This is a genomic window from Ruegeria sp. HKCCA6837 (assembly GCF_013034475.1).
Taxonomy (GTDB): Bacteria; Pseudomonadota; Alphaproteobacteria; order Rhodobacterales; family Rhodobacteraceae; genus Ruegeria.
On record NZ_WQGD01000008.1, the window covers coordinates 1 to 16,514 of the forward strand.

17 protein-coding genes are annotated in these 16,514 nt (G+C 52.4%); 14 read left to right on the forward strand and 3 right to left on the reverse strand.

Annotation, left to right across the window (positions count from 1 at the left end):
• Positions 1-55 precede the first annotated feature (55 nt).
• From GOV91_RS12430 to GOV91_RS12475, 10 genes are all read left to right on the forward strand, one after another.
• Positions 56-532, forward strand: a complete 477-nt coding sequence (locus GOV91_RS12430) for a TRAP transporter large permease subunit (protein ID WP_254440662.1) — start codon at positions 56-58, stop codon at positions 530-532.
• Positions 533-541: 9 nt separating this feature from the next.
• Positions 542-1,168: a TetR/AcrR family transcriptional regulator gene (locus GOV91_RS12435; protein ID WP_171235745.1), complete on the forward strand. Its 627-nt coding sequence runs from the start codon at positions 542-544 to the stop codon at positions 1,166-1,168.
• A 126-nt stretch (positions 1,169-1,294) separates the two neighbouring features.
• A complete protein-coding gene (locus GOV91_RS12440) occupies positions 1,295-2,650 on the forward strand; it encodes an aminotransferase class III-fold pyridoxal phosphate-dependent enzyme (protein WP_171235746.1) in 1,356 nt (451 codons plus the stop codon).
• A gap of 4 nt (positions 2,651-2,654) precedes the next feature.
• The gene (locus tag GOV91_RS12445) at positions 2,655-3,377 is read left to right on the forward strand and encodes a haloacid dehalogenase type II (protein ID WP_171235747.1); all 723 of its coding nucleotides are present in this window, start codon (positions 2,655-2,657) and stop codon (positions 3,375-3,377) included.
• Positions 3,378-3,397: 20 nt separating this feature from the next.
• On the forward strand, positions 3,398-3,889 hold the full coding sequence (locus tag GOV91_RS12450; protein ID WP_171235748.1) for an Lrp/AsnC family transcriptional regulator: 492 nt from the start codon (positions 3,398-3,400) through the stop codon (positions 3,887-3,889).
• A 97-nt stretch (positions 3,890-3,986) separates the two neighbouring features.
• A complete protein-coding gene (locus GOV91_RS12455) occupies positions 3,987-5,441 on the forward strand; it encodes an NAD-dependent succinate-semialdehyde dehydrogenase (RefSeq protein ID WP_171235749.1) in 1,455 nt (484 codons plus the stop codon).
• 12 nt (positions 5,442-5,453) lie between these two features.
• Positions 5,454-6,518, forward strand: coding sequence for a tartrate dehydrogenase (locus tag GOV91_RS12460; RefSeq protein ID WP_171235750.1), 1,065 nt, complete (start codon positions 5,454-5,456; stop codon positions 6,516-6,518).
• An 11-nt stretch (positions 6,519-6,529) separates the two neighbouring features.
• A complete protein-coding gene (locus GOV91_RS12465; RefSeq protein WP_171235751.1) occupies positions 6,530-6,868 on the forward strand; it encodes a tRNA-binding protein in 339 nt (112 codons plus the stop codon).
• A 29-nt stretch (positions 6,869-6,897) separates the two neighbouring features.
• Entirely contained in the window at positions 6,898-7,719 is an 822-nt protein-coding gene (locus GOV91_RS12470) for a DMT family transporter (RefSeq protein ID WP_256369236.1), read from the forward strand.
• A 654-nt stretch (positions 7,720-8,373) separates the two neighbouring features.
• Positions 8,374-8,832, forward strand: a complete 459-nt coding sequence (locus GOV91_RS12475; protein ID WP_371732316.1) for a universal stress protein — start codon at positions 8,374-8,376, stop codon at positions 8,830-8,832.
• Between the two features lie 269 nt (positions 8,833-9,101).
• Here the strand turns inward: GOV91_RS12475 and GOV91_RS12480 are convergent, their stop codons facing one another.
• Entirely contained in the window at positions 9,102-10,298 is a 1,197-nt protein-coding gene (locus GOV91_RS12480; protein WP_171235752.1) for a trimethylamine methyltransferase family protein, read from the reverse strand.
• Positions 10,261-11,136 carry a LysR family transcriptional regulator gene (locus tag GOV91_RS12485; RefSeq protein WP_217352029.1) on the reverse strand — a complete coding sequence of 292 codons (876 nt, stop codon included), beginning with the start codon at positions 11,134-11,136 and terminating at the stop codon, positions 10,261-10,263. The genes GOV91_RS12480 and GOV91_RS12485 overlap by 38 nt, the downstream gene beginning before the upstream one ends.
• A 104-nt stretch (positions 11,137-11,240) precedes the next feature.
• On the opposite strand from GOV91_RS12485, the gene GOV91_RS12490 reads away from it, so the two are divergent.
• Entirely contained in the window at positions 11,241-12,089 is an 849-nt protein-coding gene (locus GOV91_RS12490) for an alpha/beta fold hydrolase (protein WP_171235754.1), read from the forward strand.
• A gap of 379 nt (positions 12,090-12,468) precedes the next feature.
• Here GOV91_RS12490 and GOV91_RS12495 read toward each other — a convergent pair whose 3' ends face one another.
• Positions 12,469-13,386 carry a LysR family transcriptional regulator gene (locus GOV91_RS12495; RefSeq protein ID WP_171235755.1) on the reverse strand — a complete coding sequence of 306 codons (918 nt, stop codon included), beginning with the start codon at positions 13,384-13,386 and terminating at the stop codon, positions 12,469-12,471.
• Between the two features lie 148 nt (positions 13,387-13,534).
• Here GOV91_RS12495 and GOV91_RS12500 point away from each other — a divergent pair, with 148 nt between their 5' ends.
• From GOV91_RS12500 to GOV91_RS12510, 3 genes are read left to right on the forward strand one after another with little or no spacing between them, the layout of a single operon-like run.
• Positions 13,535-14,551 carry a TRAP transporter substrate-binding protein gene (locus GOV91_RS12500; protein WP_171235756.1) on the forward strand — a complete coding sequence of 339 codons (1,017 nt, stop codon included), beginning with the start codon at positions 13,535-13,537 and terminating at the stop codon, positions 14,549-14,551.
• Positions 14,552-14,609: 58 nt separating this feature from the next.
• The gene (locus GOV91_RS12505) at positions 14,610-15,152 is read left to right on the forward strand and encodes a TRAP transporter small permease (RefSeq protein WP_171176511.1); all 543 of its coding nucleotides are present in this window, start codon (positions 14,610-14,612) and stop codon (positions 15,150-15,152) included.
• Positions 15,152-16,492 (forward strand): TRAP transporter large permease, encoded by a 1,341-nt coding sequence (locus GOV91_RS12510; protein WP_171176513.1) that lies wholly within the window; start codon positions 15,152-15,154, stop codon positions 16,490-16,492. The genes GOV91_RS12505 and GOV91_RS12510 overlap by 1 nt, the downstream gene beginning before the upstream one ends.
• Positions 16,493-16,514 lie beyond the last annotated feature (22 nt).

Below are 16,514 nucleotides of genomic sequence, written 5' to 3' on the forward strand. Positions count from 1 at the left end.
CCCACCAGTCCCCGAAACTCTAGTCCGAAATGGCCCAGAACACGGGGGCTAGACAATGACGAACGCGCTCAAGACGTCCTGTATGGTGTGCGCCATTTTGATGTGTGCAGCATTTTTGTCTTCGTCGATTGGCTACATGCACATCCCGCGCAATATTGCGTTGGCTATCGAGGCACTAAACCTGTCTCCGTTCGTCTTAATAGCTCTACTGGCGCTGTTTTATGTTGTGCTTGGGTTTTTTCTGGATGGAATATCTATTATCGTGATGAGCCTTCCAATTACTCTGCCGATCGTGTTTGCTGCAGGGTTTGACCCGATATGGTTTGGGATTTTCCTTGTTATCATGATCGAACTGGGGCTAATGACACCGCCTGTTGGATTCAACTTGTTCGTAATTCAGAGTATATCAGGAGAACCTATCCATCGCGTAGCGGCCTATGCGACTCCGTTCTTTCTTCTAATGGGCTTGGCTGCTCTGTTGATGGTCGTGTTTCCTCAAATAGCGCTTTGGCTTCCTGCAGCTTTGGGGTGATTATGAGTTATGGATCAATCTATCAAACCTCGACGGACACAGGCGGAAAGATCGGCCAAAACAAAAACCAAAGTGCTTGAGGCCGCCCGGCAGTTGATTGCGCAGCGAGGCCTTTCACATACGTCAACGCAAGACATTGCACGCCAAGCTCAAGTCTCTAGGGGTGCGATGCTGCACCATTTCCCGACAAGACGTGCGCTTATTCAGGCGACATACGCCGATGTTTTGAAACATGAAGCTGATTTGGTACGCGAATTTGCTCGAAACCTTGAACCTGAAACAGATCGCTTGCGGGCGCTTACCGAGTTCATCTGGGAGCGCTACCAGACCGGCGTGTTTCAGATTTCGATGGATTATATCTCGGAAGCCAGAGTTGATGCAGAAGAGTTACGGTATGTGTCTGAAGAATCACAAAGATTCAATGATGCACTAAACGACGTATGGCATGTTGAACTGGCGGCTTTTGGGTGCGATTCTGGCACTCGGCAAGACCTGATTAATGAATTCATGTGCCTTATTCGCGGAATGGCCTTTCAGAGCCAGTGGCGCAAAGATTCAAAATACTTCCAGAAAATGCTGCGCGACTGGCGAAGCAGAGCACATTCTATACTTATCCCCAAGATTCCAAGCAAGTAGCAGAGGCACGAAATGCTGGGGGGCGGGTAAAGTTCGGCAGATTGTGCCGAACTTTGTTTCGCAACGCACTTTCTGGCTGATCAAATTCACTAAGATAGAGCAAAGCCAATCAAGGAACCGATTCCAATGCTGTCGAACTCCCTAATTGAAAAAGATCGCGCCCATTATTTCCATCCAGTGATCCCCATTCGCGCTCATGAAGAGCGTGGTGTGACAATCATGCAGTCGGGGAAGGGTGTTTTCCTGACCGACATCGAAGGCAATGAGCTGTTGGACGGCTTCGCCGGATTGTGGTGTGTCAACGCAGGGTACGGCCATGACGCTGTCGTGGACGCCGCTGCTGAACAAATGCGCCGCTTGCCTTACGCGACTGGCTATTTCCATTTTGGAAGCGAGCCAGCGATCGAACTAGCCGCCAAACTGGCAGAGCTTTCCCCTGGTGATCTGGATCACATCTTCTTCACGCTCGGCGGCTCGGATTCAGTCGACACCGTCATTCGTATGGTGCGCTACTATTTCAACGCCAAGGGTGAATCATCCAAGAAGCAGTTTATTGCACTTGAGAAAGGCTATCACGGGTCCAGCTCGAATGGTGCAGGACTGACTGCACTGCCGGTGTTCCATGACAAATTTGATTTGCCGGCACAGTGGCAGCATCACATCCCGTCTCCTTACCCTTATCGCAACGAAGCGAAGACTGACGAAGAAATCATCGCTCAGGGCGTCGCCAACTTGAAGGCAAAGGTGAACGAACTCGGAGCAGAAAATGTTGCCGCGTTCATCATGGAATTGGTCCAGGGTTCGGGGGGAGTTATTGTCCCGCCCGAGGGTTACGCAAAGGCGATGCAGGACACCTGTCGTGAACTTGGCATATTGTTCATTGTCGATGAGGTCATCACAGGTTTTGGACGCACTGGCCCCATGTTCGGCTGTGAGCACGAGGGTTTGACACCTGATTTCATGACCACCGCCAAAGGTCTGACATCGGGTTATGCGCCTATGGGGGCTGTGTTCGTTTCGGACAAGATTTACCAAACCATTGCAGATGCGGCGCCTGCGGGGGTGCCTTTCGGGCATGGCTTCACATATTCCGGGCACCCGGTTAGTGCGGTTGTCGCGCTCGAAGTGATCAAACTGTACGAAAACGGGATGATCGAGAACTCGAAAAAAGTTGGCAAGTATTTCGAAGAGCAGTTGAAAACCCTGCTGGATCATCCAATCGTTGGTGATGTTCGGGCAAAAGGGCTGTTGGCTGCCGTCGAAATCGTCACGGACAAAGCGAATAAGACAAAGCCGACAAAGGACATGAACATTGCAGCGCGACTGGCTGCTGCAGGTTACGAGAATGGCATCATTTTCCGTGCGTTTGCGGACGATGTCATTGGCCTGGCACCACCTATTTGCATAACCGAGAGCGAAGTAGACCTTTTGGTTGACCGGCTTCGCGCAACTCTGGATGCAGTATCGGATATGGAAGGATAAACCGATGAAACTTAGCGATTACAAAGCCCTGACATTCGATGTGTATGGAACGCTTCTCGATTGGGAAGGCGGCATGATCGATGGCCTGAAAACACTCACTGATCGGGTGAGCCGGGACCTGACGCGCGACGAAATCCTTGAGGCTCATGCATTCTACGAGAGCACTTCGCAACGGTACACACCCGCGAAGAAGTATCACGAATTGCTGCCAACCGTTTATCGCCGTTTGGCCGAAGAGTGGGGCGTTGAGGTAACTTGGGAGCAGTGCGTTGCGTATGGCGAACATGCGCGTCACTGGAAAGCGTTTGACGACACTGTCGAAGCGCTGCAGTATCTCAAAAAGCACTACAAACTGGTTGTTCTGACCAACACGGACAATACGACCTTTGCCGCAGCAAACACCCGTCTTGGCGTGCATTTTGACGGTGTTTATACAGCAGAGGACGTAGGGAGCTACAAACCTTTTGATCGGAACTTTGACTACATGATCGAAATGCTGGCTCGTCAGGGCATTCAAAAGCATGAAATTCTGCATACCGCAGAAAGCATGTTCCATGATCACGCCCCCGCAAACAAATTTGGGTTGGCGAATTGCTGGATCTATCGTCGGCATGACAAGAAAGGCTTTGGCGCAACCATGCACCCCGGTGAAATGCCAAAGTACGACTTCCAGTTCAACAGCATGATCGACATGGCCAAGGCCCATCAAGCAGAATTGGCTGAGTAGAACGCTCAGGAGACGACATCATGACAGGCAATGCAAAGCTTGACCGGATCGATATAAACATTCTGTCTACGCTGCAGGAGCAAGGCAATATAACCAACGTTGCCCTCGCCGATGCAGTTGGCCTGTCACCCAGCCCATGCCTTCAACGTGTCAAACGACTTGAAAAAGCGGGATACGTTGAAGGTTATCGGGCTGTGATCAATCTCAAAAAACTTGCAGAACATGTGGTGGTTTTTACTGAGGTCACGCTATCCGACCATCGCACAAAGGACTTTACCAAGTTCGAAGTGGAAATTCGAAAACACCCGAACGTGATGGAGTGTCATTTGCTGAGTGGTGGTTACGACTATTTGGTAAAGTTTGTTGCTCGAGGGGTCTCGCAATACCAGGAGATTATGGAAGAGCTCTTGGACCGAAACCTCGGGATCGACAAGTACTTTTCCTACATTGCGATCAAGCCAGTTACCAGCCGCCAGGCTCTGCCCATACGCGACCTTGTAGAGCGGAACTGACACGAACGCCGATAGATCAATACTTTGGCTAGCATGGACGGGAGGAGTCTGGTTCGGCTCTAGCGTCGTGCCGATGTGCCCAGAAAGGAACACGAAAATGAAACTGACAGACAAATCCCTGTTCCGTGAACAAAACTTGATCGCGGGTGAGTGGGTTAACGCCGACGACGGAAAGACAATTGAGGTGGATAACCCTTCGACGCTTTCTGCAATCGGAACAGTCCCAAATTGTGGATCAACGGAAACAGAGCGTGCTATATCAGGTGCTGAAGCCTGCTTTGCAACGTTTCGCAAGACCACCGCAGCTCATCGCGGATCTCTCTTGGAGAAATGGTTCGAGCTGATCATGGAAGCTCAGGACGACTTGGCGACGCTTATGACCTTGGAGCAGGGCAAACCCTATGCCGAAGCAAAGGGTGAGATTGCTTATGCCGCGTCATTCGTGAAGTGGTTTGCAGAAGAAGGGAAGCGCGTTTACGGCGAAACCATCCCAAGCCCGGTCCAAGATCGACGCATAATCGTTCAAAAACAACCGGTTGGCGTTTGTGCCATCATCACGCCCTGGAATTTTCCAGCCGCGATGATCACTCGGAAGATTGCTCCGGCTCTGGCTGCAGGTTGCCCTGTTGTGATCAAGCCATCAGAGTTTACTCCGTTCACAGCTCTAGCATTGGGTGTTCTCGCTGAACGCGCGGGCTTCCCTGCCGGCGCGGTGAATATCGTCACAGGTGATCCTGTTGGAGTAGGCGGGGCTTTGACCGGCAGCTCTGATGTCCGCAAACTGTCATTCACCGGGTCAACTCGGGTTGGCAAACTGCTGATGGAGCAATGCGCTGGAACGATGAAGCGTTTGAGCCTGGAGCTTGGCGGCAACGCACCCTTTATCATCTTTGACGATGCCGATCTGGATCTTGCCGTCGAAGGTGTCATGGCGTCGAAATTCCGTAATGGGGGTCAGACCTGCGTTTGTGCAAACCGGATCTTTGTCCAAGCCGGTGTTTACGATGCGTTTGCTGAAAAGCTCGCGGCAGTTGTCGGTAACATGAAACTGGGTGACGGTTTCGAAGATGGTGTCGACATCGGCCCGATGATCAATGAAGCAGCGATTGCGAAAATCAAATCTCACTTGGATGATGCCACATCCAAAGGGGGCAAAATCATCGTTGGGGGTGATCAGGCGGACGCGAGCACACGTTTCATAAACCCGGCCGTTGTGACCGGAGTTACGACAGATATGCTTGTAGCCGACGAAGAAACCTTTGGTCCGGTAGCACCGTTGTTCAAATTCGATACGGAAGACGAGGCTCTTGCAGCAGCCAATGCCACGCCTTACGGCCTTGCCGCCTATTTCTACACGAATGATCTGACGCGTACATTCCGGGTCAGCGAAGAGCTGGAAACCGGAATGATCGGTATCAATGTTGGTGGGTTCGCAACCGAAGTTGCGCCTTTCGGGGGCATCAAGGAAAGCGGTCTTGGGCGCGAGGGCGCGCATCACGGCATCGATGAATACCTTGAGGTCAAAACACTGCATATCGGCGGCATCGCGTGAGGAAAGGTTGAAATGACAAAAACGTACCGCCTTGCCGCCATTCCTGGAGATGGAATCGGCAAAGAAGTGTTGCCGATCGGACAGCGCGCCGTAGACGCGGTTGCAAGCAAGTTTGGCTTTAACGTGGAATGGACTGAATTCGACTGGTCCTGTGAACGTTATCACGAGACCGGGCGCATGATGCCAGAAGATGGCATCGAACAGATCAAATCGTTCGATAGCATCTATCTGGGCGCGGTCGGGTATCCGGGAGTTCCCGATCACGTCTCTCTCTGGGGTCTGCTGATCCCATTGCGCAGAGAGCTGGATCAATACGCCAATGTGCGTCCAGTGCGGCTTTTGAAAGGGATCACCTCTCCGCTTGCAGGTCGGGGGGCAGAGGATATTGACTTCATCGTAGTTCGCGAGAACGTTGAAGGCGAATACTCTGAGATCGGCGGGCGCGTATACCAGGGAACCGAACATGAAGCAGCGATCCAGGAAAGCATCCTGACACGCCGCGGCACGGACCGGATCATGGATTACGCATTTGATTTGGCGAAGACGCGCCCTCGCAAGCAAGTTGCATCGGCGACCAAATCGAATGGCATCATTCACACTATGCCGTTCTGGGACGAACGCTTTGCCGCAGCTTCAGAACGGCATCCGGGTATCGAAACCTCACAATTCCATATCGATATCATGACGGCCCACTTCGTTCTGCACCCTGACTGGTTCGACGTCGTTGTTGCTTCGAACCTTTTCGGTGACATTCTTTCGGATCTCGGCCCGGCTGTCGCTGGATCGATCGGAATTGCCCCTTCGGCAAATATAAACCCTGAGGGCAAGTTTCCCTCAATGTTTGAGCCCGTCCACGGTTCGGCCCCAGACATTGCCGGGAAGGGCATCGCCAACCCAGTCGCTGCCGTGTGGACTGGTGCGATGATGCTAGAACATCTTGGCGAGCGCGAGGCTGCGGCAGAAATCGAGCGCGCCATTGAGGTGTCACTTGAAAGTGCCGAAACCAAAACACGTGATCTTGGGGGTACCGCCGACACCGCGGGTTCAGCGGCTGCTATCCTCGCGGCGCTACAGTAAGGATCAAAAAAATGCAAAAAGATGAGATTGTTTATGACGACTTCGTCAAAGTCGAAATGAGGCTTGGCGAGATTGTCGAGGTCAAAGATTTTCCTCGTGCGCGCAATCCCTCTTACAAGGTTTGCGTAGACTTTGGGGAACTGGGTCAAAGATGGTCCAGCGCTCAGATCAAAAACTACTCGGAAGAAGAGCTGACCGGGCGCCGTGTCGTGTGTGTGGTCAACATGCCGCCACGCAACATCGCAGGGTTTAAGTCCGAAATACTGATCATGGGCGTGCCCAACGAAAAGGGTGAAACCATCCTTTTGCAACCTTCACATGACGCAGTCATCGGGAGCGAGGTTTTTTGATATCTCGCCGTCACACGTTTCTCGGCGTTTTGGCAGTTCTTTCCTGGGGAACGTTGGGGGCATTGGGGGCACTTTCGTCGAATTTGCCCCCATACCTGGTGTTAACGTTTTGTTTCGGAATAGCGGCTGCACTTGGGCTGTGCCTATGTTGGGCGAGCCAGAAATCACCAGAATCTGCAGGCTCACGCCGTATCTGGATGTTTGCAATCCTAATTGCGGCCTATCATTTAGTCTATTTGGAAGCGTTTCATCATGCTGCGCCGAACCCAGTTTCGTTAATTAACTACTTGTGGCCAGCCTGTTTGATCATTCTGGGAAATGCTTTTTTTGATCTTAAAAGCGGATGGGCTGGTTATCTAGGTGCTGCAATCGGCTTTGCAGGCGTTCTGATCTTGATTGGGCAAGACGGGTTTGCGCTGAAATGGAGCGATATTTTGGGATACGCTTTGGCTTTTGTAGGCGCCATTCTCTGGGCACTTTATTCGAACCTCCGGCGCGGAGAAACCGGTGATTCCATAACTGCTATGACAACCATCTGCGCAATAGCTGCCCTCATATGCGGCTTGTGGTGGGTGGCTAATGGGGCAACTTGGCCAGACTTTCAACCTCTGGACCCATGGGTCATTCTTGCTCTTGGCCTTGGTCCTGCTGGTGGTGCCTTTTTCTTATGGGACTTGGGTATGCGCCACGGGCATGTAGCTTTGCTTGGCATAATGGGCTACTCAGCGCCGGTTTTTTCGACAGTACTGATGCTGTTGCTTGGTCTCGGTTCGGCCGGTTGGGCGGTGTTCGTTGCGATCGGTCTAATAACGCTTGGAGGGATCGTAGTTCAAAAGGGTTCCAGAAGTTAGTTGGCCAATCGCTTCTGGCCAATTTACTAGCGTCGAACAATCCGCGTGTCGTGAACCTTGCCACGGTCGCTTGCCCATTGTCTCTTTAGGTTCCTCAGGGTCATCTAATTCTGCCTACCGACCACCCATATCCAAGGCAAGCAACCCAAACTGAGCCGGCAATTACCCAAACTACTATCATGTCTCGCCTTGCTAGCTTCCCCACAAACTCTTTGAAGTTTAGTTCGTCATTGTCTTTTGAGGTGTCGCTCATCTTCAATCGCGCTGTTCACCAAGACTTGCAGGCATCAATCAAGCGATTGCAATTCAGGACTGATCGTGGGGCCTTAAGCTATCCAGAGGACCAAGCAAATCATTAGCTTAGTTTAGAATTGAGCCACGAAATTATCGCTCGTTATCAGGCTAAATACAGCACAATGTCCCGGATCTATCCATCTATTCTATAAGTGGAATTAAGGAGGGAGAAATTGATGGCGTAAGTAGATCTGATGAGGATTTGAACGCTTGCGGAAACTTCAAAACGTTCTTTGACGAAGCTGCGGTTCGGTGTGCCTCGGGTCATTGAGCGCTAGTAAAAAAGAAACAAAACACCGAGCTCGTACGTCCTTTTTTGTGTTCCCGTGACGGCGACAGCAAGATGAGAGATACCAGCTTTTGCAATCCACGAATAAGCTCGGCAATAAACCACAATTGGAGTACTCAATGTATAACAACATCCTTGTCGCTTTGTCCCTCGAGCATGGCATCAGTGCTCAGGCTTTGAACGCCGCGCGTGCTCTGGTTTCCGATGGCGGAATGATAACTGCCGCCCATGTTCATGAGCCGCCAAATAGTTCGATACTTCTATACCTCGACGAAGAGACTGTGAAAAAATCCCGCCAAGAAGCGAAAGAAAAGCTGATTGCGCGAACCAAAGATGAGAAAGGTGTGACACCAGTTTTACTTGAAGGCCAATCAGCTGGGCGTACCATTGTTGAATACGCAAACACGCACGGGGCAGACTGCATCGTAATTGCCTCACATCTTCCTGGTGCAAAAGAGTTCTTTTTGGGTTCTACTGCGTCTCTGGTGGTTCGGCACGCGCATTGCTCAGTTCACGTTTTGCGCGTTTGATCGACGCCTGAGTACTGCTCTTCTCAAACCCCCTGAAAAGTTTGCCAGAAATTCCGGCCCGCTTTTGATCTGTTGGGCTTAAACCAATAGGTTCCAAGGGCTGCGAGAGCGATTGCAGGCAAGATGATCTTTGGGCATCTGTCGTACCTTGGCAGCCGCAGATGGCCCACAATTCTTGTGTTCATGGCGTCTTTGGTACGGCTTCTCGGCAAAAGTAGTGGCCCAACTCTAGGGGGCAAAGACAGTTGGCCCACCGCGTCTTTTTCGGGTCAAAGGCGGGAACTGACATGACATCTTTCAGTGGAAACTGGAATTTCCGTCATGTTGGCTTTTCGTGACGCAGGTATTTTCCTGAGATAGGGGTTCGTGGCTATGAGTGCCTCGTCTGACACGAGCTTTTCCATTCCGATGGTGCGCCCAAATTCGAGCCAGCCTGCGGAATGGAGTATGAGGTCGGCCCCCCCTAACAGTGAAGCGCTGACAGCACCGGCGCCTTCATATCCGGCCTGGGCGTCGTTCAGCTTGGACGACGTCACCAAGCCATCTCCGCGACAGGGGATGCCCAGTCGTTTCACCAGTTGGCAACCGGCGATTTGCGCCAGCTGGGACTCGGGTGTGCCAAAAACCGGGCCCATGAACTGCATGGAAAATGGCGTGGCAAAGAGCCCGCCAACCACCGGGCAACCGGCGCGATAGATTTGCGTCAGCGACAGACCCACCATAATTTCGGCCAACCCTTGCGCCAGCGCTCCGGCAACTGTTACTGGCGCTGTCGCCCCCATCATCATGTAGGAGGCAACCAAACTTGCCTGGCCCAGTTCAGATGAGGCGCGCAGACAGCGCAGCGGATTCGGTTGATAGACTAGTGGTGGCGTGAGGTTGATCAGGTGGAGCAACCGGCAACCGTCCTGGTGACCCGCCAGGTTTGCGACATCACGCAAGGCTTCTTCAGAGACGACGGTGCCCATCATGGGTTTGTCGGACAGCTCCAGATGAGCTTGCGCTAACTCAGTGTAAGGCATCAGTTCTTCACCACGATGGGCGATGCAAAGCTGAAAGCCGGTGCTGTCCAGAATTCTGGACTGATCGCAAAGGCGCACGATCTGCCTGTAGTCTTCCAGCTGGCCCAGGGCTAGGTCCCCGTCATGGTTACGCACGTTGGGCGGGCCGTAGAAGGGAACAAATACGGGCTCGCCGCCACCCACCCGTACCGACGCTTCATCTGTTTTTCCGCGCCAGACAAACGATGAAGGAGCCTGACTAATCAATTGGCGCAGAACATCCGCATCTGCGCGCACTCTTTCGCCTTCAATCCGGGCGCCAACAGAGGCCATTGCGTCCAGGCTTTGAGGATCACCCTGAAGCTCGACCCCAACCTCATCCAGAATCTGCGCGGCCTGTGCCTCGATCGTCGTCAGGGCGGTTTCATCAAGCAACGCGTAGTGGGATTGCATTTCTGACTTCACGAGAGATTTCCTGAACTAGGGCGCGTACAGCGTCGTTTCTTTCTTTGGGGCGGGTGCGTGCGATGTAGACTATGGGCGGGGGTTCAGGGAATTCGCCTTCAATAACATCAACATCGCGCGTCAGATGCAGACCGTTGATTACTGCGACTCCTAGGCCAGAACGCGCTGCAGACAACACGCCTGCTGCGCTTGGGCACTCTAGGACGGTCTCAAACGAATGTCCTGACTCGGTTCCTTCGGTTTTGACCCACTGCTTGTAAAAACACTGATTGTCAAAGGCCAGATAGGGAACTTGAGAGGATGTTTCCAAAGGAAAGTCGTGCGATTTTATCCAGTGCAAACTGTCTTCATAGATTACAAGATCGCTTGGCTTTGCGTCGCGCTTGAAAATCTGCATGACGGCGATGTCGATCTCGCCTGCTTCAAGCTGTTCTGCCAGAATCAAGCTTTGACTTATTTTAGTTCGGACGCTTATTTCGGGATATAAACGGGTAAAACGACCTAGGATTCGGGCCAAGCCACTGCTTGTCGTATCTTCCGTCATGCCCAGTTTTATCATCCCAGACAGCACTTTTTTACCTAACGCGGCCAAGGCTTCGTCATGAATGTCTATCATGCGTTTCGCGTATTCCAGAAGCCTTTGCCCGTCTTCTGTGAACTGCGGTGCTCCAGCACGTCGAGCCAAGAGGTTGCAGTCCAGTGCTTTCTCTAACCGTTTGATTTTATGGCTGACAGCGGGCTGTGAAAGCGCAAGGTGTTCGGCTGCACGCGTTACGCCGCCATGAGTTGAGATCGCCAAGAGGGCACGCAAACCATCAATATCAAGTCTCTCGGTCATCAGTTCACTCATTCTAGATTTTTATCATATCATGACAAACATTCATTTGCTTCATATGTTACCTCGGAAGTACTTTCTTGGAAAGTCAATTCTGGGAGTTCCTAATGACTCATCTCGTGAATCAATACGCTATCATCAACGGCAATCGTATCGCCCATGGCGTGCATGGCGAAGGAGAGCCCGTTGTGCTCATCCACGGCACGCCGTCGTCGTCCTACATCTGGCGCAATGTCCTGCCCACGCTGGTCGATGCCGGTTACAAGGTGCATGTCTTCGACCTGTTGGGCTATGGCCTGTCAGAGCGCCCGCGCGATCCGGCGACTGACACTTCAGTCACCGGTCAGGTGCCGATCCTGGAAGGTCTTCTGGACATCTGGGGCATCGACAGCCTGCATGTCGTCGCCCACGACATCGGTGGCGGTGTCGCGCAGCGTTTCGGTATCTTCTCGCCCGAGCGTGTAAGTACGCTGACCATGATTGACGTCGTAAGCTACGACAGCTGGCCGTCAAAGCGCACCCATGAACAAATGCAGGCGGGTCTTGAAAAACTGATCAAGGCACCGGACGCCGAGCACCGCGAACACTTCCGCGAGTGGCTCTATTCCACTGTGCAGAACAAAGACCGTCTGGCCGAAACCTCGATGGAAACCTACCTGGATTTCATTTGCGGCCCGGTTGGTCAGGGCAGCTTTTTCCAGCATCAGGTCATGCATTATGACCCCAAGCACACGGATGAAGTGGCGCCACGTTACGCCGAACTGGGTGAACGCCCCGTGCAGCTGATCTGGGGTGCCGATGACGCATGGCAAGTGGTTGCATGGGCCCACAAACTGAACGAAGCAATCCCAGGCTCGGAACTGCATGTTCTCGAAGACTGCGGTCACTTCGCAATGGAAGATCAACCTGAAAAAATCTCGGACCTGCTCGCAGACTTCCTAAAACGCAACAGCTAATCAATGCGGGGACACACCGGCCCAGCAAAGGCGAAAGTTTGCTACTTACTCGGCTGATCAGCAAAGTACTTAGGTTTAGGCGACATTGAGGCCCGCGTTGCGGCGTTATCCGTGCTTTTGAAAAACGTGCACTGAACCGCGTTACTTCTTCCAGCTTTCTGTGGCCATCTTCTCGAAATCCGACGGAAAGCATCTCGCTCACAGGCAGTGCAGTTCAGCGGCATTATCTTAACGAAACGCAAAGGCTTACGTTGCCCGGTCTCACGCAGTACAGAAAACGATTGCCTGCTTCACAAAGCGAGAAGCGCACCAAGGGATCGCTACGCTTCGATATTCCAGAGCTGAAAACAAACCTGAGTGCGTCGACAAAACACTTCTGTCAGCCGTGAGACGAACGCAGAACATCCAAAAACAAGTTCGTACGACGACCTTTTGATGCGCTCTTCCTTACAATCGCAGCCATGGTCGAAGAAAACTCGGCTTCAGGGCAATTGATCTGTTTGAGGTGCCCCTCTTTAACCAAAGTGCGGGCTTTATGCGTTGGCACGAATCCCAAGTACCGGCCGGATAGAATCAAAAGCATCAAAGACTCTTCGTTTTGTACAAATGCGGATTTCCTGAGCATCAACTTTTGGTGAACAGCCATGTTGGGTGAGTTGAAGCTAAGTCCGACATAATTGTACCGCCGAAGTTTACTTAGAGGGACGTCGTCAGACGCAGACTGAAACAAATCGTGGTCCCGACCGCAGAACAACCGCATTCTTTCGACATAAAGTTCTGAGTAAGACAGCATCGGTGACTGTCGGTGCAAGGGTACGATACCGAGGTTGAAGCGCCCATTAATCACGCCTTCTTCGATAATGTTCGGCGGTTCCATGGATATGTCCAGTGTCACGCCGGGCGCTTTGTCGATGAATCGTTTGATCGCTTCATCGAGGTTGGATTCCTCATTTGAAGTGGAATGATCAAATAGTGCTATCCTTAATTTACCGGTCAATTCCGACCGAACATCACCTAATCCGTTCTGAAATTTGTCTATGGCCAAGAACAATTCGTTCGACGCTTCAAGCACATGTTTGCCGTCCGATGTCAGAGAAAAGCCTGCCGCGCCGCGGTGGCAAAGTTTTGTGCCCAGCCGCGTTTCAAGATCGGCAATATGCTTGCTGATTGTTGATCGGCTGATGTTGAGTTCAAACTCTGCGGCTGTAAAGCCACCACACGAAACGACCGTACGGAAGACCTGAAGGAGCCTTATATCGACGTCAGAGATGTTGGTGATTGCTTTTTTCTGCGGCATTTTTTACGTGTATTTTTCTGCACCTTTACTTCGACTACTTTATATTAATTGCACAACCCAAACAACCTAGTGTTCGTGCGAAGTGGGTCTGGTGGGCAATTGTTCATGTCGGAACACTTTCCAAAACCAACGAACAGGAGGAGGTTTTATGACTCTGCTCAAAAGTATCAAAACATTTGCGGCGGTTGCGTCGCTCGGCGCATTGGCATTGGCCGCACCGGCAAGCGCCAAGAACTTTAAGATCGCTGTCGGTGACAGCGGCGGTTCCAGCCAGGAAGCAACAGGCCTTGCATTCAAGGAGAAACTTGAAGAGCTGTCAGGCGGCAAGCACACCGCGACACTGTTCCTGAATGGTCAGCTCGGCTCAGAGCAGGACACCGTCAACGAAGCAGCAATCGGCACGTTGGATATGTCGCTGCTGGCGATCAACAACGTCACTCCGTTCTCGCCAACGGTTGGCGTATTCACGCTGCCTTACGTGATTCTCAGCCTGGAAGACGCGGAAACGCTGACCCAAGGTCCGATTGGCCAGGAACTGACCGAGAACACCATCAACGACGCTGGCGTTCGCATCATCGCATGGACCTACACAGGCTTCCGCGTTCTGACGAACTCGAAGAAACCTGTGAAGTCGGTTGCTGACCTTGAGGGTCTGGTCATCCGCGTTCCCAAGAACGAGATCATGATCGACACCTACAAGGCGTGGGGCATCAGCCCGACCCCGATGGCATGGTCGGAAACTTTTGCCGGTCTGCAGACCAAAGTTGTGGACGGTCAGGACAACCCCTACACCACCATCAACGCGATGAAGTTCTACGAAGTTCAGGACTACGTCACCGAGATCCGCTATATCTTCTCGATCGAGCCTCTGATCGTGTCCGAGCAGGTGTTCCAGGGTCTGTCGGCTGAAGATCAGGCCATGATTCTGGAAGCCGGTGAATACGCCACCAAAGCCTCGGCTCAGTTCCTGCGTGACAAGGAAGCCGAGATCAAAGAACTGCTGGTCGAAAAGGGCATGGAAATCCACGTTCCTGAAAACGACGAGGCCGAGTTCATCGAGCTGGCAACCACAGCTGTTTGGCCGAAGTTCTATGAAAGCATCGGCGGCGTTGAAAAGCTGAACGCCGTTCTGGCTGCAATCGGTCGCGACCCGGTTTCCGAATAAATAAAACAAAAACAAGAGAGCGCCCGAGTGGCGCTCTCTCACTTCTAGGGAGGGGCATATGAAAACCTTTTTAGGGATACTCAACAACATAGAAAGCTACCTATGCCGCTTTCTGCTTGCGACGTTTGTCTGCTTGTTGTTCCTACAGGTTGTCGTCCGAACAGTGTTCAATTTCTCGTTTTCCTGGGTGGAAGAACTGTCTATCTACATGTTCGTCTGGTTCGTGTTTTTCGGTGCGAGCTATGCGGCCAAGATGGGCGCCCACAACCGGGTGACGTTTCAGTTCAAATTCCTGCCGGACCGTGCGATCAAATATATCGAAGCGTTCGCCGATCTGTTCTGGATCTGCTTCAACCTGTATTTCGTCTATCTGGCGCTGGACTTCATCTTCAACCGGATGAACAAGTTTCAGTCGTCACAGACGCTAGGGTTTCACCTTAGTTGGGTTTACATCGTTCTGCCCATCGCGTTTGCCCTGATGACCGTTCGCATCATTCAGGTGAACTACAAAAAAATCATTCTCGGCGAAGATCTAAAAGATCCGGACAAGGTTGATCTGGACGAGGTCCGCGCTGAGCTCGGTGAAGAAGGGGGCAAGTAATGGGCACCGAAATCATCTATATCCTGTTCGGCGGGTTTCTTCTGCTGCTGTTCATCGGCGCGCCGATTACAGTTGCGTTGGGCGTTTCTACGCTGGTTACCTTCCTTGTACTGGATGAAAACCCAATCAAGTTCGTGCAGATTGCCTTTACTTCGGTGGGCTCATTCCCGCTGATGGCGCTACCCGCGTTCATTCTGGCTGGTGCATTGATGGAGGCGTCGGGACTGTCCCGCAGGCTGATCAACGTAGCCGAAAGTTTTGCTGGCCCGTTCACTGGTGGCATGTCTGCCGCAGCGGTCTTTGCCTGTCTGTTCTTCGGTGCAATCTCAGGCTCAGGTCCTGCGACAACAGCGGCGGTGGGCATGCTGATGATCCCTGCGATGATCCAGCGTAACTACAGCCGAGACTATGCGTCGGCTATCACGGCCTCATCCGGTGGTTTGGGCATCGTGATCCCGCCATCGATTCCGCTGATCATCTTCGGCATCGCGGCCCTCGGCATGCCGCCCCCACCCGAGGCGGTGGCTGAACATGGCACTTTCCAAACTGTGTCGATCCCGAAACTGTTTATCGCGGGCTTTCTCCCGGCTTTCCTGATTGCCGGTAGCCTACTGATCATGAACTATATTTTGGCCCGAAAGCACGGCTACAAAGGTACCACGGAAGGTTGGTCTGCCCGCCATATCTGGTGCGAATTGTATCGGGGTTTTTGGGCGCTTATGGCTCCGCTGGTCATTCTGGGCGGCATCTATTCGGGTTTCTTCACTCCGACTGAAGCTGCGATCGTAGCCATCTTCTACACGCTGATCGTGGGTGCGTTCATTTATCGTGAACTGACCTGGGAAAAGCTTTTCACCTCGCTGGAGACGACAACCTGGCTGACCGGCCGCGTGCTGCTGATCATGTTCACGGCGACGGTGTTTGGCCGCTTGCTGGTTGAAAATCAGATCCCTGCCATCATTGCAGACGGGATGCTGTCGATCACCGACAACATCTACATCATCTGGACGTTGGTGATCCTGTTCCTGCTGTTCGTCGGCATGTTCATGGAGACACTGGCAACCATTCTGATCCTGGTTCCGGTGATGCTACCAGTGGCCTACAGTATGGGGATCGATCCGATTCACTTTGGTGTTGTCATGGTCTGTACGCTGGGCATCGGTTTCCAGACGCCGCCTTTGGGTGAGAACCTGTTTATCGCGTCAGGTATTTCCAATATCTCGATCGAACGCATTTCAGTGGCGGCTCTACCGTTTGCCTTCATCAACACTGTGGCGATCTTCATCATCGCGTTTGTGCCTGAAATAGCGTTGTGGCTCCCAAGGTTCTTTGGGTACTGATCCGCGAAACGGAGGAAGAAGA

What these genes read in the sequence shown, in the direction of transcription:
- GOV91_RS12430 (WP_254440662.1), top strand. Translation starts at nt 56, where the DNA reads ATGACGAACGCGCTCAAGACGTCCTGTATGGTGTGCGCCATTTTGATG.
- GOV91_RS12435 (WP_171235745.1), top strand. Translation starts at nt 542, where the DNA reads ATGGATCAATCTATCAAACCTCGACGGACACAGGCGGAAAGATCGGCC.
- GOV91_RS12440 (WP_171235746.1), top strand. Translation starts at nt 1,295, where the DNA reads ATGCTGTCGAACTCCCTAATTGAAAAAGATCGCGCCCATTATTTCCAT.
- GOV91_RS12445 (WP_171235747.1), top strand. Translation starts at nt 2,655, where the DNA reads ATGAAACTTAGCGATTACAAAGCCCTGACATTCGATGTGTATGGAACG.
- GOV91_RS12450 (WP_171235748.1), top strand. Translation starts at nt 3,398, where the DNA reads ATGACAGGCAATGCAAAGCTTGACCGGATCGATATAAACATTCTGTCT.
- GOV91_RS12455 (WP_171235749.1), top strand. Translation starts at nt 3,987, where the DNA reads ATGAAACTGACAGACAAATCCCTGTTCCGTGAACAAAACTTGATCGCG.
- GOV91_RS12460 (WP_171235750.1), top strand. Translation starts at nt 5,454, where the DNA reads ATGACAAAAACGTACCGCCTTGCCGCCATTCCTGGAGATGGAATCGGC.
- GOV91_RS12465 (WP_171235751.1), top strand. Translation starts at nt 6,530, where the DNA reads ATGCAAAAAGATGAGATTGTTTATGACGACTTCGTCAAAGTCGAAATG.
- GOV91_RS12485 (WP_217352029.1), bottom strand. Translation starts at nt 11,136, where the DNA reads ATGACCGAGAGACTTGATATTGATGGTTTGCGTGCCCTCTTGGCGATC.
- GOV91_RS12490 (WP_171235754.1), top strand. Translation starts at nt 11,241, where the DNA reads ATGACTCATCTCGTGAATCAATACGCTATCATCAACGGCAATCGTATC.
- GOV91_RS12495 (WP_171235755.1), bottom strand. Translation starts at nt 13,386, where the DNA reads ATGCCGCAGAAAAAAGCAATCACCAACATCTCTGACGTCGATATAAGG.
- GOV91_RS12500 (WP_171235756.1), top strand. Translation starts at nt 13,535, where the DNA reads ATGACTCTGCTCAAAAGTATCAAAACATTTGCGGCGGTTGCGTCGCTC.
- GOV91_RS12505 (WP_171176511.1), top strand. Translation starts at nt 14,610, where the DNA reads ATGAAAACCTTTTTAGGGATACTCAACAACATAGAAAGCTACCTATGC.
- GOV91_RS12510 (WP_171176513.1), top strand. Translation starts at nt 15,152, where the DNA reads ATGGGCACCGAAATCATCTATATCCTGTTCGGCGGGTTTCTTCTGCTG.